The sequence below is a fragment of the Tritonibacter mobilis genome (assembly GCF_001681715.1).
GTDB lineage: Bacteria > Pseudomonadota > Alphaproteobacteria > Rhodobacterales > Rhodobacteraceae > Epibacterium > Epibacterium mobile.
In genome coordinates, this window is sequence record NZ_LNWY01000005.1 from 402,135 (window position 1) to 426,221 (window position 24,087).

Below are 24,087 nucleotides of genomic sequence, written 5' to 3' on the forward strand. Positions count from 1 at the left end.
GATCGGGGGACCCACATCGGAAACTCAAACTAAAAGATTCAGTGTCTCAACAAGGAGAATACACTATGAAATTGCGTAACCTGTCGGCTCTGGCCGCCACGACCGCACTCTGCGCGCCGATGGCTTTGGCTGCGGATATGGCGAATGAAATGACCCTGGTGTCCTGGGGCGGTGCCTACCAGCAGAGCCAATTGAAAGCTTACGTTGAGCCTTATCTGGAAATGAATCCCGACGTGACCGTTGTCTGGGATGAGAGCTCTGCTGAAGCCACCGCAAAGCTGCGGGCGATGTCCGAAGCGGGTAACGTCACCTGGGATCTGGTTGACGTCGTCGCTTCTGATGCGATGCGCCTGTGCGACGAAGGTCTGGCGATGGAAATCGACCCGGACGAAGACCTCGCTGCGGCTCCCGACGGAACCTCTGCGTCTGACGACTTCGGTGACCTGCTTGTCTCTGACTGCTTTGTTCCGCAGATCGTTTACTCCACCACATTCGGCTACCGCACCGATTTGGTAGGTGACACGGCGCCCAGCTCCGTTTGCGACGTGTTCGACCTCGAAGCCTTCCCGGGCAAGCGTGCGCTGCAGAAGCGTCCGATCGACAACATGGAATGGGCTTTGTTCTGCGACGGCGTTGCCAAGGACGAGATCTATGACGTTCTGGGCACCGACGAAGGCGTGGCCCGTGCGCTCGCCAAGCTCGACACCATCAAAGACAGCGTTGTCTGGTGGACTGCTGGTGCGGAAACCCCGCAGCTGCTGGCCGATGGCGAAGTCGTCATGGGCTCCACCTTCAACGGCCGTCTGTTCTCTGCGATTGCTGAGCAGGACCAGCCCATCGGCATGCTTTGGGACATGCAGTCGTTCGATCTGGATGGCTGGATCGTACCGGAAGGCCTGCCGGAAGATCGTAAAGCGCGCGTGATGGACTTCCTGAAGTTCGCCACAGACACCCAGCGTCTGGCCGATCAGGCGAAATACATCTCCTACGGTCCTGCGCGTGCATCCTCTGCACCGCTGGTGGGTAAGCACGAAGAACTGGGTATCGACATGGCACCGCATATGCCGACCGACCCGGCCAACGCGACCAACGTGCACATCTATGACTACGAGTGGTGGGCAGACAACCGCGACGATATGGACGCAAAGTTCCAGGCGTGGCTGGCTCAATAATCTCTCGCACGTAATGTGAGTACGGATCCGGGAGGGGGCCGGGCATTCTGGCCCTCTCTCCACCAAAGATAAAAATAATACCCGCACCAACACCCCGGGGGGCTCCCTTAAATGAGCGACACAACCGATACCGGACCGGTCCTTGCTGCAGATGGCACGCCGCTAAAGCGTAGCCTCGCACGGGCGCTCCGGATGCAGAAGATGCGCGCGCTGGCCTTGATCGCACCGCTCCTTCTCTTTGTTCTGCTGACATTCATTCTCCCGATCGGCGACATGTTGTTCCGATCAGTTGAGAACAGCATCGTCTCTGAGACGCTGCCGCGCACAACCGCAGCGGTGCAAACCTATGACGCTGACGGCGGCGAGGCACCGCCAGAGTCGACGTTTGACGCTTTGGCCTACGATCTGGTTGTCGCCGCCGAAAAGAAGGTCCACACCCGTGTCGGATCGCGTCTGAACTATGAGAACGCGGGTATCTCCTCGCTGTTTCGCAAGGCAGGCCGCAAAGTCGATGACATGGGCGAGGTCTATCTGGACCAATTCGTTGAGCTAGACCCGGCGTGGGAAGAACCGCAGGCGCTGATTGCGCTTTTTGCAGATCCAAGCTGGGCTGCATCGGCCGGTGGCGAAGATGAACCCCGGTTTGAGTATTCTTCCGCTGCGGCCGAGGTTCTGCCCGGCGCGACGGATGCTTATACTGCGTGGGCGCGCACTATTCAGACAGAAGATCAGGACAGCCCGACCAAAGAGGAGCCATGGGCGCCGGTCTATATGGCGCTGTACCATGATCTCGCGGACAACCCCGATGCTGCCTCTGCGTTTGAAGGAGACACTGCTGCACGTCTTGCAGCTGCCGCAGCAGCGATCCAGTCGCCCGAGTGGCAAACCATGTCTACCCGCGATGCATTTGTGGACATTGACGAGGATTGGGCAGATCCGGAAGTTTGGCGCACCATCAAGACCTACTCCAGCAAGTACACGAACGGTTACTTCCTGAATGCAGCTGATTTTCAGAAAGGCCATGACGGTCCTGAACTGCGCCCTGAGCTCCAGCGCATCTACGGTACATTGTTCCTGCGCACCATGATCATGTCGCTTGCTATCACGGTCAGCTGTATCGTGCTTGGCTATCCGGTGGCATGGATTTTGGCGAATCTGCCGTCGCGCACCGCGAACGTTCTCATGATCTTGGTGCTGCTGCCGTTCTGGACCTCACTATTGGTGCGGACATCGGCGTGGAAAGTCATGTTGCAGCAACAGGGTGTTATCAATGACGTTCTGGTTTGGCTGGGCATCGTAGCAGACAATGACCGTCTGGTGATGATCAACAACCAATTCGGTACCATTGTGGCGATGACCCACATCCTGCTGCCGTTTATGATCCTGCCGATGTATTCGGTGATGCAGACAATTAACCCGTCTTATTTGCGGGCTGCAAAATCGCTGGGGGCGACCAATTGGACGGCTTTCTGGCGGGTGTACTTTCCGCAGTCGGTACCGGGCATCGGGGCGGGTTCAATCCTCGTCTTCATTCTGGCCATCGGTTACTACATCACGCCGGAACTGGTCGGTGGTACGAAGGGCGTGTTCATCTCGAACCGGATCGCCTTCCACATCTCGCAGTCTCTTAACTGGGGTCTTGCGGCGGCACTGGGCACGATCCTCCTCGTGGTGGTTCTGCTGCTCTACTGGGCCTACGACAAGATCGTCGGCATCGACAATGTGAAGCTGGGATAAGAAAACATGGCACTTACACCTGTTCAAAACCAAACTCCCGCTTTCACCGCCGCAGTGGCGGCCGGCGCTGGGGCCTTCTTTGGCCTCTTCGTCGGCACGGCTCAGGGATCGGGCTTTCTGGGCCTGATTATCGGGGCGGTCCTTCTGGGCGTCCTCGGCTTTGTCTTCACGTCGCTCACCGCACAGGAAAAACCGATCCGCTGGGCTGTTCTGGCCGTCTTTGCGGTAGCAGGATTTTTCGTCGGCGGGTTTCCTGCTCTGGTGATTGGCGCGCTTTTTGGGTGGTTCACGGGCTGGTTCATCTTCTGGCTCGCAACCTCGCGCTACCGCGCCACTCTTGCTCCCTATCTGACACCGGGGCAGGTGTTGTGGCACTACAGCTTTCGGGTGATTTGTGGCGCGATCTTCGTGTTCCTGATCACGCCAATCCTCGTGGTGATGCCGCTGTCGTTCAACGCGGAGAACTTCTTTACCTTCACGCCCGAGATGCTGCGGTTTGATCCCGAAGGTTATTCGCTGAAGCACTATCGTGACTTCTTCACCAACGCGGACTGGCAACAGGCGCTTTGGAATTCGCTTTCGATTGCTCCGATGGCGACGCTTCTGTCGGTGGGCTTTGGTACTCTGGCCGCCATCGGCCTGAGCCAGCCGCATGTGCCCTTCCGTCGTGCGATTATGGCGATCCTGATCTCACCGATGATCGTGCCACTGATCATCTCTGCTGCGGGCATGTACTTCTTCTACAGCCGCATCGGTTTGCAGGGCACGTATTTTGGCGTTGTGTTGGCGCACGCCGCGCTGGGCATTCCCTTTGTGATCATCACTGTGACCGCGACGCTTGTGGGCTTTGATCGCTCTCTGACACGTGCGGCCGCAAACATGGGGGCTGGTCCTGTCACCACGTTTTTCCGGGTGCAGATGCCGCTCATCCTGCCGGGTGTGATCTCTGGCGGTCTGTTTGCATTCATCACCTCCTTCGACGAGGTGGTTGTGGTGCTCTTTGTTGGCTCTGCTGGGCAGAAAACGCTGCCATGGCAGATGTTTACTGGTTTGCGCGAACAGATCTCTCCCACAATCCTTGCGGTGGCGACTATTCTGGTTGTGATCTCGATCTGCCTGCTTACGACAGTGGAAATGCTGCGGCGGCGCAGTGAGCGACTGCGCGGCATGAGCCCGAGCTGACCTACCTCACGACAAGAAAGAAGCCCCGCCATCGAGCGGGGCTTTTTTCGTATCGCGCCGGATTGGGGTGTTACCGGAGCTTTTCCAACAGGGTCAGCGAGGCATAACCATCTGGCATCAGTCCCTTTGCGCTCTGATAGGCGCGCACGGCGGCCACTGTATTGGGGCCTATGCGGCCATCAACGCCATCCGTGCTAAATCCGGCGCGTGTCAGACGTTGTTGCAACTCTTTACGCTCCGAGAACGTTAGCGCCCGGTCGCCGCGTGGCCAGCTGCCTTTGATCTTCTCGCCACCTTTCAGCCGATCACTCAAGTGACCGACACCGATGACATAGGCATCCGCCGTGTTGTATCGCTCGATCACCGAGAAGTTCTTGAAAATCATGAAGGCTGCGCCCTTGCCACCTGCAGGCAGCAGGATTGACGCGTCGCCGTGATTTTCCACGGGCTGCCCATTCATCGCGCGCACGCCGAGTTTTACCCAGTCCGCCGGACTCTTTTTGATTTTGCGATTGGCGAGTGTAAAATCAAAATCGCGCGGCAAAACGACTTCGACTCCCCATGGCTGGCCTGTGACCCATCCGAATTTTTTCAGATAAGCAGCGGTGGAGGCCAGTGCGTCGGTGGGCGTGTCCGACCAGATGTCACGTTTGCCGTCACCGGTGAAATCCACCGCATAGTCGAGGTAGGATGTGGGCATAAATTGCGTGTGCCCCATCGCTCCCGCCCAGCTGCCGGTCATGGATCGTGGGTCCACATCTCCCGCCTGCAGGATCTTTAGCGCGGCAATCAGTTGTTGCTCAAAGAAAGCACCGCGCCGCCCGTCATAAGCCAGCGTTGCCAACGAGCGGATGATATCCATGTCCCCTCGGAAAGTGCCGTAACTGCTTTCCAATCCCCAGACCGCAACAACGATCTCCTTGTCGACACCATAGTGTTTCTCGATCTGTTGTAGCTTGGCTTGGTGGTCACGTAGCGCCTTACTGCCATTGCTGACCCGGCTGTCCGAGGCCGCACTGTCGAGGTATTCCCAGATTGTCTTGCTGAATTCAGACTGGTTACGATCGCGCTTGATGACAGAGGGGTCATAGGTCACCCCTTCAAACGCGCGCCGGAGTGTCGATGCGCTGATGCCCTGCGCTTGCGCGCGCACCTGGAACTCCTTGATCCACGCCGGAAAGCCTGCGCTACCACTGGTTTCACCCGCAGTCGCAAGCGCCTTCTCGGCAGCCGTCGCCACATTCGTACGGGCGACAGGTCGCAACGTGGTTGCCGAGGCAAGCTGTATCGGAGCTGCCGCATCACTACTGTCTACTGCAGGGCGCTCCAACGGTCGTGGTGTGCCCTGCAATTCGATCTTGTTTTCAGTCGCTGCCAGCGCCGCACCTGCGGGTAAAACGGCCCCGAGCCACAGCGCTGTCCTTATCCAGCTGCGCATAATCAACCTCAACACCTGCTCTGTTTCTTGTCTCAACTGTAACGCGAGAGGCGTCGGTGCAAAAGCGCTCTGATGCGACAGCGCCTACCTCAGCATAGCCTCGCCGGTCAGCTGTAGGTCTGATTGCGCAAATGTTCGAGTGCCTCGCGGTAGAGTCTGACGCGGTGGGGCCGAAAGGAGGTCTCAGTCACCACCAATGCGCGCATGCGGTCCAGACGAAACACACGGAAGTCCTGCCGTAACAGGCACCATGCGATCAGGACTGAGGACTTGTCGAAATAGACAAGCCCAAGCGGTTTTACCTGCCTTTGGGTCGCGTCGCCTTTGGCATCCACATAATCAAACCCAACTTGGCGCTCATCCCATGTTGCCTGCCTTAGCACTGCGGCGTCCACCATCGGGGTGAGGGGAGGGGCAAAGCTATGTGCCGAAAGTACAGCGTGTTGCAGCCTGTCGGCCTGACTTTGCGGCAGGCGGGCGCGAAGCTTTCTGAGGGCGGTCCGGGCTGCCTCTGCCAGATCGGGATCACCCTTTTGTTGAACCTCGCACAGACCCAAGACCAGGGCCTCCAGCTCTGTGGCTCCAAATCCGAGCGGTGGCAGAGTCGCATCCTCAATCAGAGTGAACCCAAATCCTGCGGCCCCGTCGATCACGGCACCCAAAGCCCGAAGCGTATCGATATCGCGGTGAATGGTCCGACCCGAAACGCCAAGATCCCGTGCGAGTTGCTCCGCTGTCACTGGTGGTGGCAGCTGGCGCAGGGTCTGCATCAGACGAAAGAGGCGTTCTGTCTTGGTCATCTGTTAAGTGTGCCGTCTCCTAATGACAAAATCTGTCAATAGGCCCGTGTAGCACATCCTCATCACATCCCAAATGGAGAGAGATGATGTTGACCCTATTAACCCACGGTGGTGGCGACGGTTTTTACAGCTACAGCATGTTTTGTACAAAAGCGGCGCTGCTGCTGCAGATGTCTGGTGAAGATTGGCAACGGCAGGATGTGCACAACCCTGCTGAACTCGCACGGATGCCCCATACAAAACTGCCGGTGGTGCGTGATGACACCAGCACATTGATCCCGGACAGCGAAGGTATCCGTCGTTTCCTTGAGGACCGGGGCGCAGAGTTCGATGCAGGGCTCAGTGCTGTCCAAAAGGGTCAATCACGCGCGCTCATCCGCATGGTGGACGAGTCGCTGTGGTTGCAGCTTATGTGTGCCCGTTGGCTCGAAGATGACGGCTGGGCGGGGATGCTGCAGACGGTTTTTGCCGGTGTGCCGGAAGAACCAGTAAATGGTTTTCGCGCCAAAGTTTTGGACGGTCTGCACTTCACGGGGCATTCGCGGTTCGACCGGGCGGAGCGTTTGAAGCGGCTGGAGCAGGATTTAACGGCGATTGAGAGTATCTTGGGCGATCAGCGTTTCTTGTTTGGAGATCAGATGACCGCCGCCGATTGTTCTACCGCGCCGATGATTGAGGCCCTGTCCCGTGCACCTGCTGCGCCGCAGGCAGTAGAGGTGACGCAGCGCCACGGTAAACTCTTGGCCTATGTTTCCCGCGTGATGGAGCAGGGCGCGCTGACACTCCCGCAGGCGGCGTAAGTTTGGCGCAGTTGATGACACCTGATAGGGGCCGGGGGCGCTCCCGCGCGTCGCCTTTGCATTGAAATACAAGGGCGCCCCTTGGCCGGGCAGGCCGCGCCGAAGGCGCGGCCTGCCCCCCGGCGATCCGCAAAGCGGAGCGCAATACCTCAGGTGCGAATCGCAGACACGGGCAACGCGAGCCGGTTACTTGCGTTTTCGGGTCACCTTGCGTTTTACCTTGGCTGCCTTGTGCTTTGATTTTGCGGCCTTGCTGCGAGACACGGTACGGCCCGCCGGGCTACGTCGGCGGCCGCCTTTGCCAGCATCGCCGCGCCCTTTTGGCAGTTCCGCATCTTCAAGGGCCAGCAATTCCAGCTCCAACCCGCCGGTCACCGGTGCAGCTTGGGTCAGGCGCACCGTTACCCGTTGGCCGATGGCGATGATCAATCCGGTGTCAGATCCCATCAATGTGCCAGCCTGTGCGTCAAAATGGAAATACTCCCGTCCGATTGAGCGCACTGGCACCAGCCCGTCGGCCCCGGTTTCATCCAGTTTCACAAAGGCGCCAAAGCGGGCGATGCCCGAGATTCGACCGGTGAATTCATTGCCCACGCGTTCCGCCAGATAGGATGCAAGATAGCGGTCCGTGGTATCACGCTCCGCCAGCATCGAGCGCCGCTCGGTCGCGGAAATATGGGTCGCGGTGTCCTCCAGCCGCTCGATCTCGTCAACCGAAAGCCCGTCTTTGCCCCAGCCATGGGCCGTTATCAGGGCGCGGTGCACGATCAGGTCAGCATAGCGGCGGATCGGTGAAGTAAAATGCGCATAGTTGCGCAGCGCGAGACCAAAATGGCCGAAATTCTCCGGGTAGTAATAGGCCTGCTGCATCGACCGCAGCGTGGAGATGTTAATCAGCTCCGCATCATCGGTCCCCGCCGCGGCATTCAGCAATGCGTTCAGGTGCCGCGTTTGCAGCACTTGTCCTTTAGCAAGGTTCAGACCCGCCGCCAGCGCCGTGTCGCGCAGCGCGTCCAGTTTGTCCTGAGCGGGTTCTTCATGCACCCGGAACAACAGCGGCTGGCGCTTTTTGATCAGGGTTTCGGCGGCAGCCACATTGGCCAGCACCATGAATTCTTCGATCAGCCGGTGCGCATCGAGGCGGTCGCGGAAATTGACCGAGGCAACCTTGCCTTTGTCGTCGAGCACGATCTTGCGCTCTGGCAGGTCGAGATCCAGTGGCTGGCGCGCAGCACGGGCGGCTTTTAACGCTTCGTAGGCGGCATAAAGTGGTTTTATGACGTCTTCCAGGAACGGCTCCGTGCGCGCGGTGACGCGACCATCCATGGCATCTTGCACCTCGCCGTAGTGCAAGGAGGCCTGCGATTTCATCAGGCCGCGTACAAACCGGTGCGCGATCTTGTTGCCCTCGGCGTCGATCTGCATGCGCACTGCCAGACAGGGACGTGGCACCCCCTCGTGCAGAGAGCAGAGATCGCCCGAAAGCCGGTCTGGCAACATCGGTACCACCCGATCAGGGAAGTAGCTGGAATTGCCGCGTTTGCGTGCTTCGCGGTCCAGTGCCGAACCGGGTGTCACATATGCCGCGACATCGGCGATCGCGACCCAGATCACATGGCCACCTGGGTTCTTGGGGTCCTCATCCGCATGGGCAAAGCAGGCGTCGTCGTGGTCGCGGGCATCGGCAGGATCGATGGTAATCAGCGGCAGGTCGCGCAGATCTTCGCGCCCCTTGAGGCCCATTGGCTTGGCGCTGTCAGCCTCGGCAACAACCGCATCGGGGAAGTGATCGGGAATGCCATGCTGGTGGATTGCGATCAGCGACACCGCCTTGGGAGCGGACGGATCGCCGAGCCGTTCGACAATACGCGCTTTGGGCAAACCCATGCGGGCCTTTGGTCCGGCAAGCTCTGCTTCGACCAATTCGCCGTCCTTCGCGCCATGCGTGTTTGCTTCGGGCACTTGCCACTCGTTGGAACCCGCCTTGTCGATGGGAACAATGCGCCCACCTTCTGACCCCTGGCGATAAATACCCAGAATGCGCTTCGGGTTGGTCCCGATACGCCGGATCAGACGGGCCTCATAGTTGTGATCCTCTTCTTGCACCACGGTCAGGCGTGCAAGGATACGGTCGCCTTCACCCAAAGCCGGATCAGACGCACGTGGGATTACCATCACGATAGGTTCAACCCCTTCGCCGTGCCATTCCAGCGGCTGGGCAAAGAGGTCGCCATTGTCATCAGGGGCTTTGACAAGCAGGACTGTAACCGGCGGCAAACGATCCGGATCGGTGTAACTGCGCTTGCGTTTTTCCAGATGCCCTTCGGCCTCCAATTCCTTCAGAACGCGCTTGAGGTCGATCCGCTCAGCGCCCTTGATGCCAAAAGCCTTGGCAATGTCACGTTTAGAAGTCTGGGTCGGGTGGGCGGAGATCCATTCCAGAATCTCGGCCTTTGTGGGTATACGCGCCATAGCTCTGCCGTAGCATGGCGCGCAGGGGACGTCATGCTCAAAAGATCAAACACTTTCTGGGTATACGCACTCCGAGCCTTTGACCCGGTGCAGTCGGATGAAAGCCCTATAAGGGCTTCACCATATCCCGGTGATCTATGCCCGCATCGAGATAAACAGGTCCGTAGACCTCAAATCCAAGTTTCTCATAAAAGCCAATGGCATGCGTCTGCGCACCGAGTTTGGCTCGGGTGATCCCAGCTTGGTTTCGGGCAACATTGACACAGGCCTCAATCAGTTTTGCACCAAGCCCTGTACCGCGCGCAGTTTTTACCACACAGACCCGCCCGATCTTGGCGGTGTCATCCTGAAACACGATCCGTGCGGTTCCCACGGGAGTGTCATCCTGCAACGCCAACAGATGCGTAGCGGTGTCATCCAGCGCGTCACGTTCTTCTTCGACCGGAACGCCTTGCTCATCCACAAAAACCTCAAACCGCAGCTTCAGACAGGCTTCGAGATCCTGCGTCACGTCAATCGAAAGGCTCATGCGAAATAATCCGTCAAAATGCGAGTGTAGATAGATTTCAGCTGGTGGATTTGCGCCACTTCGACGTTCTCATCCACCTGATGCATGGTTTTGCCCACAAGGCCAAACTCCACCACCGGGCAGTGCGCCTTGACGAAACGCGCGTCGGATGTGCCGCCGGTGGTCGATAGTTCTGGCACTTGGTTGGTTTCGGTCTGCACTGCCTTTGAGACTAGTTCCGACAGATCGCCGGGAGGGGTGATAAAACTCTCGCCAGAGATCTGGACCTTCATTTCGACCTTGAGGCCAAACTCTTCGGCTATTTTGTCTGCTTCGCTTTGTAGCCAGTCAGTGAGCGATGCGCCCGAGTGGAGATCATTGAAGCGGATATTGACTGCTGCTCGGCCTTGGGCGGGGATCACATTGGTTGCAGGATTGCCGGTATCAATGGTGACGATGGCCAGTGTTGAAGCGTCAAAATGCTCGGATCCCTCGTCAAGTTGATGACTACCGAGCCGATCCATCAGGCGCGACAGGCCATTCAGCGGATTGTTGGCGCGGTGTGGATAGGCTGAATGGCCTTGCACGCCGGTTACCGTGAACCATGCGGTCATAGAGCCACGGCGGCCGATTTTGATCATCTCCCCCATGTGGTTCGGGCAGGTGGGTTCACCCACCAGACAGACGGACATTTTTTCGCCTGCCTGATCCATGTAATCGAGCAAAGCGGTGGTTCCATCTACGGCGTCGCCTTCTTCATCGCCGGTGATGATCAGAACGACCGCGCCGTCGGGCGGTGTCTCGCGCACAAAGTCGATGGCGGCGGCGGCAAAGGCGGCAACGCCCGACTTCATGTCGGTGGTGCCCCGTCCATACATCACCCCCTCCACGACTTCGGCGCCAAACGGGTCATGAGTCCACGCGGCGGCGTCACCGACAGGAACGACATCGGTGTGGCCATTAAAGCCGAATGTCTTTGCGTGGCCTTTGTCGCCCCAGCGTGCAAAGAGGTTGGAGACCTCTCCCCGGTCCACCCGCGTACAGGCGAAGCCTGCGCTGCTTAGCAGGCGTTCCAGCAGCACCAGAGCGCCGCCCTCAGTGGGGGTGACCGAAGGGCAGCGCACAAGGTCTGCGGTCAACTGGACGGGATCGATGGCGGTCATGCGGGGTCCTCCTGAAATATCGAAGATGACCTAGCGCGAATTGACGTAGAGGTGCAATTGCCATCGCTATGTGCTGGAACCTGTGGCGGAAATGCTCGTGTGGTCGTATCCCAAACAATCGCGCTCCTGACAGGACCGCTAGGGCGTGCTAGCATGGGCGGAATAACAGACCGAGGCATGGAACGGGACGGCGACAAGATCGCCCGGACGTGCGACGAGCAGGATTACAAAACGAACAGATGTGCGCCGTTGAATCTCCGATTCACCGATGAAACTTGCCGCATCCTTTCTGACCTGCGCCGCGCGGCGTCCCTGACCGGGAACATCGGAACTGAAACTGAGGGACGCCCCGGGCACCAAAAAGGCCGATTAACGTGCCGCCCGGGGCACGACATTGACGCGCGGCGAGGTGCATAATGGCAGGTGACAGACGGCAAGATGACGGCGCCCCCAAGGGTACGCAAGAATGAGCTGGCTGGGCCTGTGGCATCGCGAGGCGCAGTATTTTGACCCGGCCGGGCTGACACCGCAGGGGGAGCATAGCTGCCTTTTGCTGCGCGAAGCTGATGCGCTTTTGGCGCGCGGTGCGCTCGTGCTTGAGGTCAGCCTGCCCGAGCTTCGTAAACCCGAACCCCTGATCCTGTTTGAGCGGGGTGGCGACTGGCCGATGCGCTTTCAGCTGTCGGCAGTTCCGGGTGGCGGTATCAATTTGGTGCTGGAGCAATATGGCGCGGTTTTGCACAAGACAGTAAATCCCACCAAGCGAGGGCGGGCAGACCGGGTGCGTCTGACCTATAACTGGGACGCTCCGGCGTTTTGTGGTCAGTTGGCGCTTGAGTGGCCAGAGGGGGGACGCGCAGAGATTGCGGATATTCCATCACCGCGTCCATGGCGACTCGCGGATGTGCAAGCTCTGCTAGAGGGAGCTCCGCAAAGCTATATTGCGCCGGGTGTTGAATATATCGCGCTGTCGTCAAAGCCAGAGCCGGTTGGCCCCATGCCGGGGCTGTTTGCCGACACGCCCGTCGAGACGGAAACCGGTCTGCGCCCAATCGGGGAGGTGCGCCGGGGGGATCTCTTGCGCTGTGCCAATGGTGATTTGGTTCCCGTGTTGCATATGATCGAGCGTGAAGTGCCTGCATACGGCAGTTTTTGCCCTGTCAGGCTGCGTGCGCCTTACTTTGGCCTAATGCAGGATATCACTGCTGCGCCTTTCCAACGGATGGTGCTGACAGGGTCGGAGGTTGAATATCTCTTTGGCTGCGAGGCAGTGCTCGCTCCGGCGGAAATGCTTGCGGCAACGCGAACTGCCAGTCGGGTGACACCGTCGGGGCCGCTGGTCACATACATTCAGGTTGTTCTACCGGGACATGAGGTTCCGGTCGCCGCAGGTTTGGGGGTGGAGAGCCTGTTTTTGGGCCGCATCCGGCGCGACCGCTCCGCGCTTGCTGCGAGTCTTTTGTCAGACTTGGATCGCAATGCGCTTCCTGAGCATGCCCAGCCTCGGTACCCTGTCGTGCGCGCGTTTGATGCCGCAATCCTTGCAGAACATCGCACCGCCTGAGCACTGGGGGCTTGAAAAATCGCCCACAGCCCCTCTAAGGCAGACTCACTGTTTATAGCGAGATCCGCTCCATGACCCTGCGTTCCTTCTGGTTCTGTTTCATCACCTTGTTGATGACCCTGCCCGCCCTGCCGCTCCGTGCACAGGAAGTGGTGGTGAATACTGTGACGCGTCCGCCATTTTCGATGCCAGTTGGCGGGCAAGAGGCGGGGTTCACAATGGACCTTCTGCGCGAGGTTTCACGTCGACTGGGATGGGATACTCAGATTAACCGGGTCGACAGTTTTGCTCAGATGCTAGAAGAGGTTGAGCGCGGCGAAGCGGATATGGCTGCAGCCAATATCTCAATCACTGCGAGCCGTGAGGCTGTGATGGATTTCAGCCAGCCAATTTTTGAAAGCGGTCTGCAGATCATGCTTCATCAGGAGGACGTATCTGAACCGAGCCTGATGTCAGCACTGCTGTCGTGGGATCTCTTTGCAGCCATTGGTATCGCCTTTGTGCTCTTGTTGGTGGGCGGCATGCTGATGTGGGTGTTTGAACGCCGCGCACAGCCCTATTTCGATCGACCGCTCAAGGATGCATGGTTTCCATCCTTTTGGTGGGCGCTCAATCTGGTGGTCAACGGTGGCTTCGAAGAACGTGTGCCGCGCAGCTTTCTGGGCCGCATCTTCGGCGTTCTTTTGGTCTTGTCTTCGCTGTTCGTGGTTTCGGTTTTTGTGGCCAAGATCACTGCTGCGATGACGGTTGAGGCGATCAACGGGTCGGTGAACTCGGTCAATGACCTCTATGGCAAACGGGTTGGAACCATTCAGGGATCAACCGCCGCCGGGTTCCTGGACCGTCGTGAAATCGACTATGTTGCCTTTCCGGGGCTCGACAAAATGCTGGAGGATTTCGAGCAGGGTGAAACACGGATCGTTGTGTTCGACGCACCGGTGCTCAATCACTATGTGAGAACCGATGGGGCCGGGATTGGGCATGTGATGGGGCGCAAGTTCCTGACCGAATACTATGGCATCATTTTCCCGCAGGGGTCCGAAATGGTGGAGCCGTTCAACCGCGCACTGCTTGAGATGCAGGAAGACGGTAGCTACGAGACGATCTATCGTAAGTGGTTCGGGCGCAGATCCTGATCTCGCATGACCTGCGGGTCCGTTACGCTGGCGCACCCAGCGTAACTTGTATTTGATAGCTGTGTTGTGTTCCGTCAGTGCGGCGCGTTGCTGTCGTCGATAGCGCTCAGCTCATCGCCAAAAAACGGCGTCATCTGAGCGACGATCACAGCATTCTCATCCAAAGCGCGTTGCATGAGATCGCGTTCTTCCTGAGGGATATCATGCCCTTCGGCTTCACGCTCGGCAATGGTGCCATAGCCGGTCACATCCAGCGGAGCAGTATCTGCCTGCTTGAGGATCGCAACGGTTTCGCGCACGGCTTCGGCTTCATCAACGCCTGAGGCATATACCATGAGGGCAGCGCCGGTGGCGTCCTGCGGCAGGCCATCGCCCTCTTTGCGGCCGATTTGAACAAGCAAGGTATAGACCTGCTGACGGGAGGGCTTTTTCTGTGTCATGGGCCTGAATTAGACGGGAGCGCCGGGTAAGGTCAAACCAATTTGTTTACAAATCGACAGGGAATTTGCCACAATTTGACCACCTTTCAGAGTCAAATTCGCCACGCGCTAATTTTGCGCAGGGTGAAGACGTAAATTTTGGGTGAGAGCGTTATGCCAACGGCTCAAGAACTACCAATTGATACCAGTGCTAGCGCTGAACAAATGGCTGAGGCCATTTTTGGCAACGGCATTGAAATCGAGTCAGCTAGCTATACCGGTGCGAGCAGCGCATCCGGTATTTATAGCAATGGCGATACAATTGCTCCGGGGGTAACCCCCTCGGATACCGGTGTAATCCTGTCTACTGGACGGGCAACCGACTTTACCAACAGTTCGGGCAGCACCAATACGAATACCTCGTCGGGGCGATCGACAAGTCACGGCACCGCAGGGGATTCGGACTTAGACGCGATTGCAGGTGGCACCACATATGACGCCGCCGTGTTTGAGGCAGACTTCGTACCCGAAGGCTCAAACCTGACGATGCAATTTGTTTTTTCGTCGGAAGAATACCTCGAATATGTCAATTCTGGGTATAACGATGCGGTCTCGGTCTGGGTCAATGGTGTCGAGGCGCAGTTGGTGGTGGGTGATGGCAACGTCACCATCAACAACATCAACAATACGTCCAATCAGGATCTCTATGTTGATAACCCGGCTGGTTCTGATCCGTATAACACCGAGATGGACGGGTTTACCGTTACTCTAAAGCTGACAGCGCCGGTAAACCCCGGGGTCACAAACCACATCAAGATTGCCATCGCTGACGGTGGCGATGCGTCTTATGATTCCAACCTCTTGATTGCAGGAGACTCGGTTCAGACTGCACTGGTCGCTGGTGACGATGAGGTGACGGTACAGGAAGGCGATTCCACCACCCTCGACGTGCTGTCGAACGACGATCAAAGCAACGGCGCGCAGCTTACGATCACCCATATTAACAACCAGCCGGTGACGGCAGGCAGCTCGGTAACGCTGGCGAATGGTGAAATTATCACCCTAAACGCTGATGGCACTCTCGAGATCACCGGTCAGGCAGATGTGGATGAGGACGAAACCTCGGTTTTCACCTACACAGTTGCAGATGACGAAGGAAACACCGACGTCGGGTTTGTCGATCTGACAACCACCCCCTGTTTCGTCGCCGGGACGTTGATCGACACATCTGATGGGCCTGTAGCGGTCGAAGAACTTGAAGTCGGTATGACGGTTCTAACCCGCGACAATGGTGGCCAGAAGCTGCGCTGGATCGGACGCAGTACGCGCACAGCTTTCGGCAAGCACGCTCCGGTGCGTATCGCTGCCAATGCGTTGGGCCGTCATGACGCAATTGAGCTTTCACCCAGTCATCGCGTGTTGCTGTGTTCGGCAACGGCCGAGATGCTCTTTGGACAGGAAGAGGTGCTGGTTCCGGCACATCATCTAATCAACGACAAAACCATTCAGCGCCGCGCGGATGGGCAGATTGTGACCTACTTCCATCTCCTGTTCGATCAGCATGAAATCATCCGCGGCAACGGTCTGGAAAGCGAAAGCTACCATCCGGGTGCCGCCAGTCTTGGCGGGTTGGATGCCGAGACGCGGGCAGAGTTTTTCGATCTGATGGGCGACAAATGGCAAACTTATCAGAACATGAAACGCCCGACGCTCAAATCATATGAAACGCGTGCGTTGCTTGGAGAGGGTTAGTAACGGCTGCGCATGCGGTAGCCGGGATGAAAGCTCATTCGGGCGAAGGTCACGGGCTGCTCTTGAAACCAGGTGGAACGCTCCATCTGAAACAGTGAAGTGCCCGTGGCGCAGGCCATATAATCCGCAATTTTAGCGTCCGCTGCGCTGGCAAAGAAGCTAACCTCCGCATTGGAGAACGGCACCGCAGCCAGCAGCCACTCACCCGGAGGCGTTTCGGAAAAATCTGCCGTTTCACTGTCAGGAACTGCAGCAATATTGATCCAGCGATCCTCAAAATGAAAGGGCTGGCCGTCCGCGTAATGCATCACTTCCATGTGCAAAACCCGCGTGTCGACAGGCAAGTTCATTTGAGAGCTGAGCCACCCGGGCGCAGCCTGTATTTTGCGGGACACCAGCGCATAGCGATAGGTGGCGTTGCGCTCCTCCACAAGACGGCGGGTGGTGGCGATTTCCAGTTTGGCTTGTTTGACCGGGAGCGTCGCAACACGCGTGCCGCTCTTGCGCTTGCGATCAAGAATGCCGCGGTCTGCAAGTTCGCGTAGTGCGCGGTTGACAGTGGCACGAGCGCAGCCAAACTCTTCTGCCAGATCGGCCTCGGTCGGCAGGAGCGCGCCCTGATCCCAGACCCTTGCCTCAATCCGGCGCATAACCTCGTCACGCACATCCTGAAAGCTGGTTTTCTTCTGTTGTTGCACTTCAGGGCTCCGCGCTGAATAATAACTCTGGCTAAATGCCATTATGTCTGCATTAAATCGCACTTGTAAAGGAGAGCCCATGCGCTTTGACGCTGCGCAGATCGAACCGATGCCATGGAAGAACAGTGGCGGCACCACGCGAGAGCTTGCGGTGCGCGAAGGGGCGGACGGCCTAATCTGGCGTCTGAGCCTTGCGGAGATTGCGCAAAATGGGCCGTTTTCTGCGTTTCCTGGGCTGTGGCGTGTCCATACCATCATCGCAGGCCAAGGGCTGCGTTTGCACAGCACAGACGCAGAGCGAGAGGCCAAGCCGTTGATACCGCTGGAGTTTGACGGAGGTTTGGCATTGGAGGCACAGTTGATTGATGGCCCGTGCCGCGCCGTGAACGTGATCCTTGACCCTCGGTACGTGCAGGTGAAAGCACAGGTGCATCAAGGGGCCTTTGCAGGGCAGGCGGGTGATCTGGCCTTTGTGATCGACGGCGCGTTGCACCTTGGCTCGGATCACTTCGTCGCCGCGCAAGGCTGCGAGCTGGAGGCACCGGCCCAAGGTGTAGTCGAGGGCACGGTGCTGCATGTTCAGATCAAAGCTTTGCGAGAAGCGATGTGATTGCCGTTCGGTAGGTTTTGACGATGGCGTCACGGGCGATGTGGCGCCCTTCTTGCACCATGTGACGACCAGCCGCCCAGACATCGGTGATGGTCTGGTCGTCAGCGGCAAAACACAACCCATCCAGAATTTGCGCCTCTGGCAAGCCAAACAGGGCGGGATGGTTGCGGTCAATTGCCACGAGATCCGCAAGCGCGCCAACCTCCAGCCGTCCGGCGTTGCGGCCAAGCGCCTGTGCCCCACCCTGGGCCGCGCCCAGATAGAGCGTTTCACCGACGGAGCCTTCGTGGGGAACCAGCACGTTGCGCGCCAGATCGCGGAGGCGTTGTGAGTATTCAAGCGTGCGCAACTCTTCTACCAATGAGATCCGCACGTTAGAATCGGAGCCAACGCCAAAGCGCCCGGCCTCCGCCAGAAACTCCGGTCCATTGAAGGGGCCATCGCCGAGGTTTGCCTCTGTCACGGGGCAGAGGCCCGCCACTGCGCCGGATCTTGCCATCCGCCGGGTCTCCTCGTCCGTCATATGGGTGGCGTGGATCAGGCACCATTGGTCATCGACGGGTGCATTCGCGAGCAGCCATTCCACCGGGCGCGCGCCGAGCCATGCCTTGATCTCGGCCACCTCGCGCGGTTGTTCGGCGATGTGGATGTGGATGGGGTTTCCGGCGGCGACCGGCAACACCGCAGCAAGATCCTCGGGGCAGGTGGCCCGCAAGGAATGCGGCGCGATACCGACGCGCGTGTCGCCCCCGAGCTCTTGCGCCGCATCGCGGGCCTCGGTGACAAGACGCGAAAAACGCTCAACATCATTGCCAAACCGCAGCTGCCCGCCCGCAAGTGGCTGTTTTTCCGCACCGCCGTAGGTGTAGAGCACGGGCAGATGTGTGAGGCCGATGCCGGTGTGTTGAGCGCCCGCCATCACCCGCTGGCTGAGTTCGGTGAGGCTCTCATAGGGCGCACCGCCGGGCTGATGATGGACATAGTGGAATTCACCCACAGAAGCATAGCCAGCCTCCAGCATCTCCATGAAGGTCAGCGCCGCCACGGCCTCGTATTGTTCGGGGGTGAGGTGGTCGAGGAAGCGATACATCAGCTCCCGCCATGTCCAGAAACTGTCCTGCCCACCCGCGCGGTACTCCGTGCGGCCAGCCATGGCGCGCTGAAAGCTATGTGAATGCAAGTTCGCAAGCGCCGGCAGCAAGACATCAACGCGCGTATCGCCGGGTGCGGCGGTGGCCGCGCTCTCAATACGTGTGATGCTGCCGCCTTCAACGGTCAGGCGCACGTCCTGAACCCAGCCCTCGGGCAGGCAGGCGGTTGCGGCAAAAATTGTCTGCATCTGGCCCTCTTATGTATAGACATAATGAGAATAAGCGCATACCGTTTATGGAGCAAGAGGATTCTGAGGGGGCGAGATGCGCGACAAATACGTGTTGAGTGGAGCCAGGCTGGCAACGATGGAGCCGGGCGCGCCATATGGGATGATCGAAGCGGGGGCGGTCGCCATCGATCGCGCTGCAATCGTCTGGTGCGGTCCTGAAGACTCCCTTCCCGCGGAGTATAAGAATTGGCCGCATGAGGATCTGGGCGGACGGCTGGTGACGCCGGGGCTGATCGATTGCCATACGCATATTGTCTTTGGCGGTGACCGCGCGGGCGAGTTTGAGATGCGCCTCAATGGGGCGAGCTATGAGGAAGTCGCAAAGGCGGGTGGCGGTATCGTATCCACGGTGACGGCGACTCGGTCGGCGGATCTGGACGCACTTGTTGCTGGTGCGCTGCCCCGTCTGGATGCGCTGCTTGCTGAGGGGGTGACCTCGGTCGAGGTAAAATCCGGCTATGGGCTTGATCGCGACACCGAGCTTAACATGCTGCGCGCGGCGCGCCGTTTGGGCGAACTGCGGGATGTAACGGTCAAGACCACCTTCCTCGGCGCGCATGCGGTCCCGGCGGAGTATGCGGATCGTGCGGATGAATATCTGGATGAGGTCTGCCTGCCGACCTTGCGCGCTGCATATGCCGAGGGACTGGTGGATGCGGTGGATGGCTTCTGTGAGGGCATCGCCTTTTCTGCCGAACAGATGGCGCGTGTCTTTGATGTTGCAGCCGAGCTGGGTCTGCCGGTGAAGCTCCACGCTGAACAGTTGTCCCATCAAGGGGGCAGCAAGCTGGCGGCGGACCGCGGCGCCTTGTCCGTCGATCACGTGGAATACGCGACCGAGGAAGACGCCCGAGCGATGGCGGCCTCCGGGTCTGTTGCCGTGCTCTTGCCCGGTGCTTTCTACACGATCCGGGAAACGCAATTGCCACCGATGGAGCATTTCCGCGCCCATGGCGTGCCCATTGCTTTGGCGACCGATTGTAACCCCGGTTCCTCACCGCTGACCTCGTTGCTCCTGACGCTCAACATGGGCTGCACCCTGTTCCGGCTGACACCCGAAGAGGCATTGGCAGGGGTAACGACACATGCGGCCCGCGCGCTGGGCCTCTCGGATCGGGGACGTATCGCGCCAGGTCTGCGCGCAGATCTTGTGGTCTGGGACGTCGCCCGCCCGGCAGAGCTAGCCTATCGCATTGGATTTAACCCGCTGCATGCCCGCGTCATCGGCGGCAAACTGGAGGTTCGCACATGATTGAGATGATCCCCGGCACCGTAACCCTCGCCACGTTGGAGCAGATCTGGCGCAATGGCACCCCCGCACGTCTGGCAGCCTCTGCCCGCGCAGGTGTCGAAGCGGCAGCCGCGATGGTGGCCGAGGCAGCGGCAGGTGAGGCGCCCGTCTATGGCATCAACACCGGATTTGGCAAACTGGCCTCGACCAAGATCGCATCCGAAGATACCGCGACACTTCAGCGGAACCTGATCCTCAGCCATTCCTGCGGCGTCGGTGAGCCATTGGCCGAAGACAAAGTGCGGTTGATGATGGTGTTGAAGCTCTTGTCGCTTGGACGCGGTGCCTCAGGTGTGCGCTGGTTGGTGATCAATCAAATCGAGGAGATGCTGGCCCGTGGCGTGACCCCGGTTGTGCCGTCGCAAGGATCTGTGGGCGCATCGGGCGACCTTGCTCCGCTGGCGCATATGACGGCGGCAATGATTGGTGAGGGTGAGGCGACGTTTGAAGGCGAACGTCTGTCCGGAGCCGAAGCGCTGAAACGCGCCGGCCTGCACCCTATCGTGTTGGGGCCGAAAGAAGGCCTCGGCCTGATCAACGGAACGCAGTTCTCGACCGCTTGCGCGCTGGCTGGGCTGTTTCAGGCGCTGGATCTGGCGCGGGCATCCATGGCAATTGCGTCTCTGACGACCGATGCGATCATGGGTTCTACCGCACCGCTGGTGGCCGACATCCACACGCTGCGTGGTCATGCGGGGCAGATCGATGTGGCGCAGGTGATGCGCGACATCATGGATGGGTCGGAAATTCGGGAAAGCCACCGTGAGGGCGACACCCGCGTACAAGATCCCTATTGCATCCGCTGTCAGCCGCAGGTGGTGGGCGCGGCGCTTGACGTGCTGCGCATGGCTGCGCGCACGCTGGAGATTGAGGCCAACGCAGTGACCGATAACCCGCTGGTGCTGGTCGAGGCCGGACGAATTGTTTCGGGCGGCAACTTCCACGCCGAATATGTGGGTTTTGCCGCCGATCAGATTGCGCTCGCCGTGGCAGAGATAGGCGCGATTGCGCAGCGCCGGGTGGCCTTGATGGTCGATCCGACCCTGAGCCACGATCTGCCGCCCTTCCTGACGCCGAACCCCGGCCTGAACTCCGGTTTCATGATCGCGGAGGTCACCACCGCCGCGCTGATGAGCGAGAACAAGCATCTGGCTAACCCCTGCGTGACCGATTCCACGCCGACTTCTGCCAACCAGGAAGATCATGTATCGATGGCGGCCCACGGCGCGCTGCGCCTAGCGAAGATGACAGCGAACCTCTCGGTGATCCTCGGCGTGGAAATGCTCTGCGCCGCGCAGGGTGTGGAGGCGCGCGCGCCGCTCAAAACCTCCGCCCGGTTGCAGGATTTGCTGACCATGCTGCGCGGTGAAATCCCCAGCCTGGGCGAAGACCGCTACCTCGCGCCTGAGATCGAAGCCGCCAGCGCCGTGGTGCGCGCCGGTCGCGTGGCCGAGGCCGCAGGTGTGGAGGTCGCGATATGATCGAGGTCACGCAAGGTTCCTCACCGCTGGTCCTTGGTCTGCCGCATACGGGGACCGAGGTGCCTGCAGAGGTTGCCAAGGATCTGAACGACCGTGGTCTTGGTCTTGCCGATACGGACTGGCATATTCACGACCTTTATGCGGATCTGGTGGAGGGTGTGACCACCGTGCGCACCCCCATCCATCGCTATGTGATCGACGTGAACCGTGATCCCGCAGGCGTCAGCCTCTATCCCGGTCAGAACACCACCACGCTGGTGCCGCTGACAGACTTTGATGGCAACCCGATCTGGACTCGTGAGCCGGATGAGACGGAAATCGCCCGCCGCCGCGAGACCTATCACGCGCCCTATCATGCCGCGCTCACGGCAGAGATGGAGCGGGTTGCAGGCATCCACGGCTTTGCCATTCTGTATGATTGCCACTCGATCCGGGGTGACATTCCGTTCCTGTTTGATGGCCGCCTGCCGGATTTCAACGTCGGTACCAACCTCGGCACCACCTGCGCGCGCGATCTTGAGGTGATGGTCTTCAATCACTGTCAGCGTGCAGAAGGGTATTCTTCTGTGCTGAACGGTCGTTTCAAGGGGGGCTGGACCACGCGCCACTATGGCCGTCCCAATGAGGGCTGGCACGCGATCCAGATGGAACTCGCCCAAGCCACCTATTGCGACGAGACCCCGCCTTGGAGCTATGACCCCGCACGCGCCGACCGGCTGCGCACACATCTGACCCAAATTCTCACCGATCTGACTGAATGGAGGCCCGCATGAGCGATCCCCGCAAGAACACCCGCGACATCTATCCGGCCACTGGCACCGAGATCACCGCAAAGTCCTGGCTGACCGAGGCACCAATCCGGATGCTGATGAACAACCTGCACCCTGATGTGGCTGAAAATCCGCATGAGTTGGTGGTCTACGGCGGCATTGGCCGCGCCGCACGCACCTGGAAGGATTTCGACCTGATCGTCGAAACGCTAAAGAATCTGGATGAAGATCAGACCTTGATGGTGCAGTCGGGTAAGCCTGTTGGCGTTTTCCAGACCCACAAGGACGCGCCCCGCGTGCTGATCGCCAACTCGAACCTGGTGCCGCATTGGGCCAATTGGGACCACTTCAACGAGCTCGATAAAAAAGGCCTGATGATGTACGGCCAGATGACCGCCGGGTCCTGGATCTACATCGGCACCCAAGGCATCGTGCAGGGCACCTATGAGACCTTCGCCGAGGCAGGTCGTCAGCACTATGGTGGCGATCTCACGGGTAAATGGATTTTGACCGGCGGCCTCGGCGGCATGGGCGGCGCGCAGCCGCTGGCGGCTGTTTTTGCTGGTGCCTGCTGTCTGGCGGTGGAGTGTAACCCTGACTCGATCGATTTCCGCCTGCGGACCAAATACCTCGACGAAAAGGCCGAGACGCTGGACGAGGCGCTGGAGATGATCGACCGCTGGACCAAGGCGGGCGAGGCGAAATCCGTGGGCCTGTTGGGCAATGCGGCGGATGTCTTTGCCGAACTGGTGGAGCGCGCCAAAGCGGGCGGCATGCGCCCCGATATCGTCACAGACCAGACCTCTGCACATGACCCGGTCAATGGCTACCTGCCGCAGGGCTGGACCATGGCAGAGTGGAAAGAGAAACGCGAGACCGACAAAAAGGCAGTCGAGAAAGCCGCGCGTGCCTCGATGCGGGCGCAAGTTGAGGCGATGGTGGCGTTCCACGATATGGGCGTCCCAACAGTCGACTACGGCAACAATATCCGTCAGATGGCGCTGGAAGAGGGCTTTGAGAACGCCTTTGCCTTCCCCGGTTTTGTGCCCGCCTATATCCGCCCGCTGTTCTGCCAGGGCATCGGCCCGTTCCGCTGGTGTGCGCTGTCGGGTGATCCCGAGGACATCAAGAAGACCGACGCCAAGATGAAGGAGCTGTTCCCCGAGAACGAGCACCTGCATCGCTGGCTCGACATGGCGGATGAGCGGATCGCCTTCCAAGGCCTGCCGGCGCGGATCTGCTGGATTGGTCTGGGCGACCGCCACAAGGCTGGCCTCGCGTTCAACGAGATGGTGCGCAATGGCGAGTTGTCCGCGCCGGTTGTGATTGGCCGCGACCACCTCGACTCTGGTTCTGTGGCATCGCCGAACCGTGAAACTGAGGCGATGATGGATGGTTCTGACGCGGTGTCGGATTGGCCGCTGTTGAATGCACTGCTGAACACCGCATCTGGTGCGACATGGGTGTCGCTGCACCACGGCGGCGGCGTCGGCATGGGCTTTTCGCAGCACTCCGGTGTGGTGATCTGCTGTGACGGGACCGAGGACGCAGATCGTCGCATCGGTCGGGTTCTGTGGAACGATCCGGCCACCGGTGTCATGCGTCATGCGGATGCGGGATACGAGATCGCCAAAGACTGCGCCAAAGAGCATGGTTTGAACCTCCCCGGCATCCTCGGATGATAAGACTGTCGCAAGAGGGATCACCCTCTTG

At 59.3% G+C, this 24,087-nt stretch carries 20 protein-coding genes; 12 read left to right on the plus strand and 8 right to left on the minus strand.

The features are described from left to right. Positions 1–65: 65 nt before the first annotated feature. The 3 genes from UB90_RS06035 to UB90_RS06045 all read left to right on the plus strand — a co-directional run bounded on the left by UB90_RS06035 (position 66) and on the right by UB90_RS06045 (position 4,091). Positions 66–1,172: an extracellular solute-binding protein gene (locus tag UB90_RS06035; protein WP_065325517.1), complete on the plus strand. Its 1,107-nt coding sequence runs from the start codon at positions 66–68 to the stop codon at positions 1,170–1,172. A gap of 111 nt (positions 1,173–1,283) precedes the next feature. Continuing rightward, on the plus strand, positions 1,284–2,909 hold the full coding sequence (locus UB90_RS06040; RefSeq protein ID WP_065325516.1) for an ABC transporter permease: 1,626 nt from the start codon (positions 1,284–1,286) through the stop codon (positions 2,907–2,909). Positions 2,910–2,915: 6 nt separating this feature from the next. After that, on the plus strand, positions 2,916–4,091 hold the full coding sequence (locus tag UB90_RS06045; RefSeq protein WP_065325515.1) for an ABC transporter permease: 1,176 nt from the start codon (positions 2,916–2,918) through the stop codon (positions 4,089–4,091). Positions 4,092–4,161: 70 nt separating this feature from the next. Here UB90_RS06045 and UB90_RS06050 read toward each other — a convergent pair whose 3' ends face one another. Next, on the minus strand, positions 4,162–5,529 hold the full coding sequence (locus tag UB90_RS06050) for a lytic murein transglycosylase (protein WP_065325514.1): 1,368 nt from the start codon (positions 5,527–5,529) through the stop codon (positions 4,162–4,164). 107 nt (positions 5,530–5,636) lie between these two features. Further along, positions 5,637–6,329, minus strand: a complete 693-nt coding sequence (locus UB90_RS06055; RefSeq protein WP_065325513.1) for a helix-turn-helix transcriptional regulator — start codon at positions 6,327–6,329, stop codon at positions 5,637–5,639. Positions 6,330–6,415: 86 nt separating this feature from the next. Between UB90_RS06055 and UB90_RS06060 the strand changes: the two genes are divergently transcribed. Then, positions 6,416–7,129 carry a glutathione S-transferase family protein gene (locus tag UB90_RS06060; RefSeq protein ID WP_065325512.1) on the plus strand — a complete coding sequence of 238 codons (714 nt, stop codon included), beginning with the start codon at positions 6,416–6,418 and terminating at the stop codon, positions 7,127–7,129. Positions 7,130–7,315: 186 nt separating this feature from the next. On the opposite strand, the gene rnr is transcribed toward UB90_RS06060, so the two are convergent. The 3 genes from rnr to dapE all read right to left on the minus strand — a co-directional run bounded on the left by rnr (position 7,316) and on the right by dapE (position 11,272). Then, the gene (gene rnr / locus UB90_RS06065; RefSeq protein ID WP_065325511.1) at positions 7,316–9,601 is read right to left on the minus strand and encodes a ribonuclease R; all 2,286 of its coding nucleotides are present in this window, start codon (positions 9,599–9,601) and stop codon (positions 7,316–7,318) included. A gap of 106 nt (positions 9,602–9,707) precedes the next feature. Beyond that, the gene (locus UB90_RS06070; protein ID WP_065325510.1) at positions 9,708–10,130 is read right to left on the minus strand and encodes a GNAT family N-acetyltransferase; all 423 of its coding nucleotides are present in this window, start codon (positions 10,128–10,130) and stop codon (positions 9,708–9,710) included. Further along, a complete protein-coding gene (gene dapE / locus UB90_RS06075; RefSeq protein ID WP_065325509.1) occupies positions 10,127–11,272 on the minus strand; it encodes a succinyl-diaminopimelate desuccinylase in 1,146 nt (381 codons plus the stop codon). The genes UB90_RS06070 and dapE overlap by 4 nt, the downstream gene beginning before the upstream one ends. A 466-nt stretch (positions 11,273–11,738) precedes the next feature. Here dapE and UB90_RS06080 point away from each other — a divergent pair, with 466 nt between their 5' ends. Continuing rightward, positions 11,739–12,836, plus strand: a complete 1,098-nt coding sequence (locus UB90_RS06080; RefSeq protein WP_065325508.1) for a Hint domain-containing protein — start codon at positions 11,739–11,741, stop codon at positions 12,834–12,836. 71 nt (positions 12,837–12,907) lie between these two features. Continuing rightward, positions 12,908–13,972, plus strand: a complete 1,065-nt coding sequence (locus UB90_RS06085) for a transporter substrate-binding domain-containing protein (RefSeq protein WP_009178173.1) — start codon at positions 12,908–12,910, stop codon at positions 13,970–13,972. Between the two features lie 74 nt (positions 13,973–14,046). On the opposite strand, the gene UB90_RS06090 is transcribed toward UB90_RS06085, so the two are convergent. Then, positions 14,047–14,412: a hypothetical protein gene (locus tag UB90_RS06090; protein ID WP_009177674.1), complete on the minus strand. Its 366-nt coding sequence runs from the start codon at positions 14,410–14,412 to the stop codon at positions 14,047–14,049. A 153-nt stretch (positions 14,413–14,565) separates the two neighbouring features. On the opposite strand from UB90_RS06090, the gene UB90_RS06095 reads away from it, so the two are divergent. Continuing rightward, positions 14,566–16,143: a choice-of-anchor L domain-containing protein gene (locus UB90_RS06095; protein ID WP_065325507.1), complete on the plus strand. Its 1,578-nt coding sequence runs from the start codon at positions 14,566–14,568 to the stop codon at positions 16,141–16,143. On the opposite strand, the gene UB90_RS06100 is transcribed toward UB90_RS06095, so the two are convergent. Next, the gene (locus UB90_RS06100) at positions 16,140–16,883 is read right to left on the minus strand and encodes a GntR family transcriptional regulator (RefSeq protein ID WP_065325506.1); all 744 of its coding nucleotides are present in this window, start codon (positions 16,881–16,883) and stop codon (positions 16,140–16,142) included. The two genes, UB90_RS06095 and UB90_RS06100, sit on opposite strands and share 4 nt — an antisense overlap. 37 nt (positions 16,884–16,920) lie before the next feature. Here UB90_RS06100 and UB90_RS06105 point away from each other — a divergent pair, with 37 nt between their 5' ends. Continuing rightward, positions 16,921–17,451, plus strand: a complete 531-nt coding sequence (locus UB90_RS06105) for a HutD/Ves family protein (protein ID WP_065325505.1) — start codon at positions 16,921–16,923, stop codon at positions 17,449–17,451. Here UB90_RS06105 and UB90_RS06110 read toward each other — a convergent pair. After that, positions 17,426–18,790, minus strand: coding sequence for a formimidoylglutamate deiminase (locus tag UB90_RS06110; RefSeq protein ID WP_065325504.1), 1,365 nt, complete (start codon positions 18,788–18,790; stop codon positions 17,426–17,428). The two genes, UB90_RS06105 and UB90_RS06110, sit on opposite strands and share 26 nt — an antisense overlap. A 76-nt stretch (positions 18,791–18,866) precedes the next feature. On the opposite strand from UB90_RS06110, the gene hutI reads away from it, so the two are divergent. The 4 genes from hutI to hutU are packed head-to-tail and all read left to right on the plus strand — an operon-like array spanning position 18,867 to position 24,056. Then, complete coding sequence (gene hutI, locus UB90_RS06115; protein WP_065325503.1) at positions 18,867–20,084, plus strand: imidazolonepropionase; 1,218 nt, start codon at positions 18,867–18,869, stop codon at positions 20,082–20,084. Then, positions 20,081–21,604, plus strand: coding sequence for a histidine ammonia-lyase (gene hutH, locus UB90_RS06120; RefSeq protein WP_065325502.1), 1,524 nt, complete (start codon positions 20,081–20,083; stop codon positions 21,602–21,604). Before hutI ends, hutH begins: the two co-directional genes overlap by 4 nt. Continuing rightward, positions 21,601–22,377 (plus strand): N-formylglutamate deformylase, encoded by a 777-nt coding sequence (gene hutG, locus UB90_RS06125; RefSeq protein WP_065325501.1) that lies wholly within the window; start codon positions 21,601–21,603, stop codon positions 22,375–22,377. The genes hutH and hutG overlap by 4 nt, the downstream gene beginning before the upstream one ends. Further along, complete coding sequence (gene hutU / locus UB90_RS06130) at positions 22,374–24,056, plus strand: urocanate hydratase (protein WP_065325500.1); 1,683 nt, start codon at positions 22,374–22,376, stop codon at positions 24,054–24,056. The genes hutG and hutU overlap by 4 nt, the downstream gene beginning before the upstream one ends. The last annotated feature ends 31 nt before the right edge of the window (positions 24,057–24,087 follow it).

Excerpts from the sequence above, each read along its gene's own strand:
- hutI (WP_065325503.1), top strand. The coding sequence starts at position 18,867 with ATGCGCGACAAATACGTGTTGAGTGGAGCCAGGCTGGCAACGATGGAG.
- UB90_RS06060 (WP_065325512.1), top strand. The coding sequence starts at position 6,416 with ATGTTGACCCTATTAACCCACGGTGGTGGCGACGGTTTTTACAGCTAC.
- UB90_RS06055 (WP_065325513.1), bottom strand. The coding sequence starts at position 6,329 with ATGACCAAGACAGAACGCCTCTTTCGTCTGATGCAGACCCTGCGCCAG.
- UB90_RS06035 (WP_065325517.1), top strand. The coding sequence starts at position 66 with ATGAAATTGCGTAACCTGTCGGCTCTGGCCGCCACGACCGCACTCTGC.
- UB90_RS06100 (WP_065325506.1), bottom strand. The coding sequence starts at position 16,883 with ATGGCATTTAGCCAGAGTTATTATTCAGCGCGGAGCCCTGAAGTGCAA.
- hutG (WP_065325501.1), top strand. The coding sequence starts at position 21,601 with ATGATCGAGGTCACGCAAGGTTCCTCACCGCTGGTCCTTGGTCTGCCG.
- hutU (WP_065325500.1), top strand. The coding sequence starts at position 22,374 with ATGAGCGATCCCCGCAAGAACACCCGCGACATCTATCCGGCCACTGGC.
- rnr (WP_065325511.1), bottom strand. The coding sequence starts at position 9,601 with ATGGCGCGTATACCCACAAAGGCCGAGATTCTGGAATGGATCTCCGCC.
- UB90_RS06045 (WP_065325515.1), top strand. The coding sequence starts at position 2,916 with ATGGCACTTACACCTGTTCAAAACCAAACTCCCGCTTTCACCGCCGCA.
- UB90_RS06080 (WP_065325508.1), top strand. The coding sequence starts at position 11,739 with ATGAGCTGGCTGGGCCTGTGGCATCGCGAGGCGCAGTATTTTGACCCG.
- UB90_RS06085 (WP_009178173.1), top strand. The coding sequence starts at position 12,908 with ATGACCCTGCGTTCCTTCTGGTTCTGTTTCATCACCTTGTTGATGACC.
- UB90_RS06105 (WP_065325505.1), top strand. The coding sequence starts at position 16,921 with ATGCGCTTTGACGCTGCGCAGATCGAACCGATGCCATGGAAGAACAGT.
- UB90_RS06095 (WP_065325507.1), top strand. The coding sequence starts at position 14,566 with ATGCCAACGGCTCAAGAACTACCAATTGATACCAGTGCTAGCGCTGAA.
- UB90_RS06070 (WP_065325510.1), bottom strand. The coding sequence starts at position 10,130 with ATGAGCCTTTCGATTGACGTGACGCAGGATCTCGAAGCCTGTCTGAAG.
- hutH (WP_065325502.1), top strand. The coding sequence starts at position 20,081 with ATGATTGAGATGATCCCCGGCACCGTAACCCTCGCCACGTTGGAGCAG.
- dapE (WP_065325509.1), bottom strand. The coding sequence starts at position 11,272 with ATGACCGCCATCGATCCCGTCCAGTTGACCGCAGACCTTGTGCGCTGC.
- UB90_RS06040 (WP_065325516.1), top strand. The coding sequence starts at position 1,284 with ATGAGCGACACAACCGATACCGGACCGGTCCTTGCTGCAGATGGCACG.
- UB90_RS06110 (WP_065325504.1), bottom strand. The coding sequence starts at position 18,790 with ATGCAGACAATTTTTGCCGCAACCGCCTGCCTGCCCGAGGGCTGGGTT.
- UB90_RS06090 (WP_009177674.1), bottom strand. The coding sequence starts at position 14,412 with ATGACACAGAAAAAGCCCTCCCGTCAGCAGGTCTATACCTTGCTTGTT.
- UB90_RS06050 (WP_065325514.1), bottom strand. The coding sequence starts at position 5,529 with ATGCGCAGCTGGATAAGGACAGCGCTGTGGCTCGGGGCCGTTTTACCC.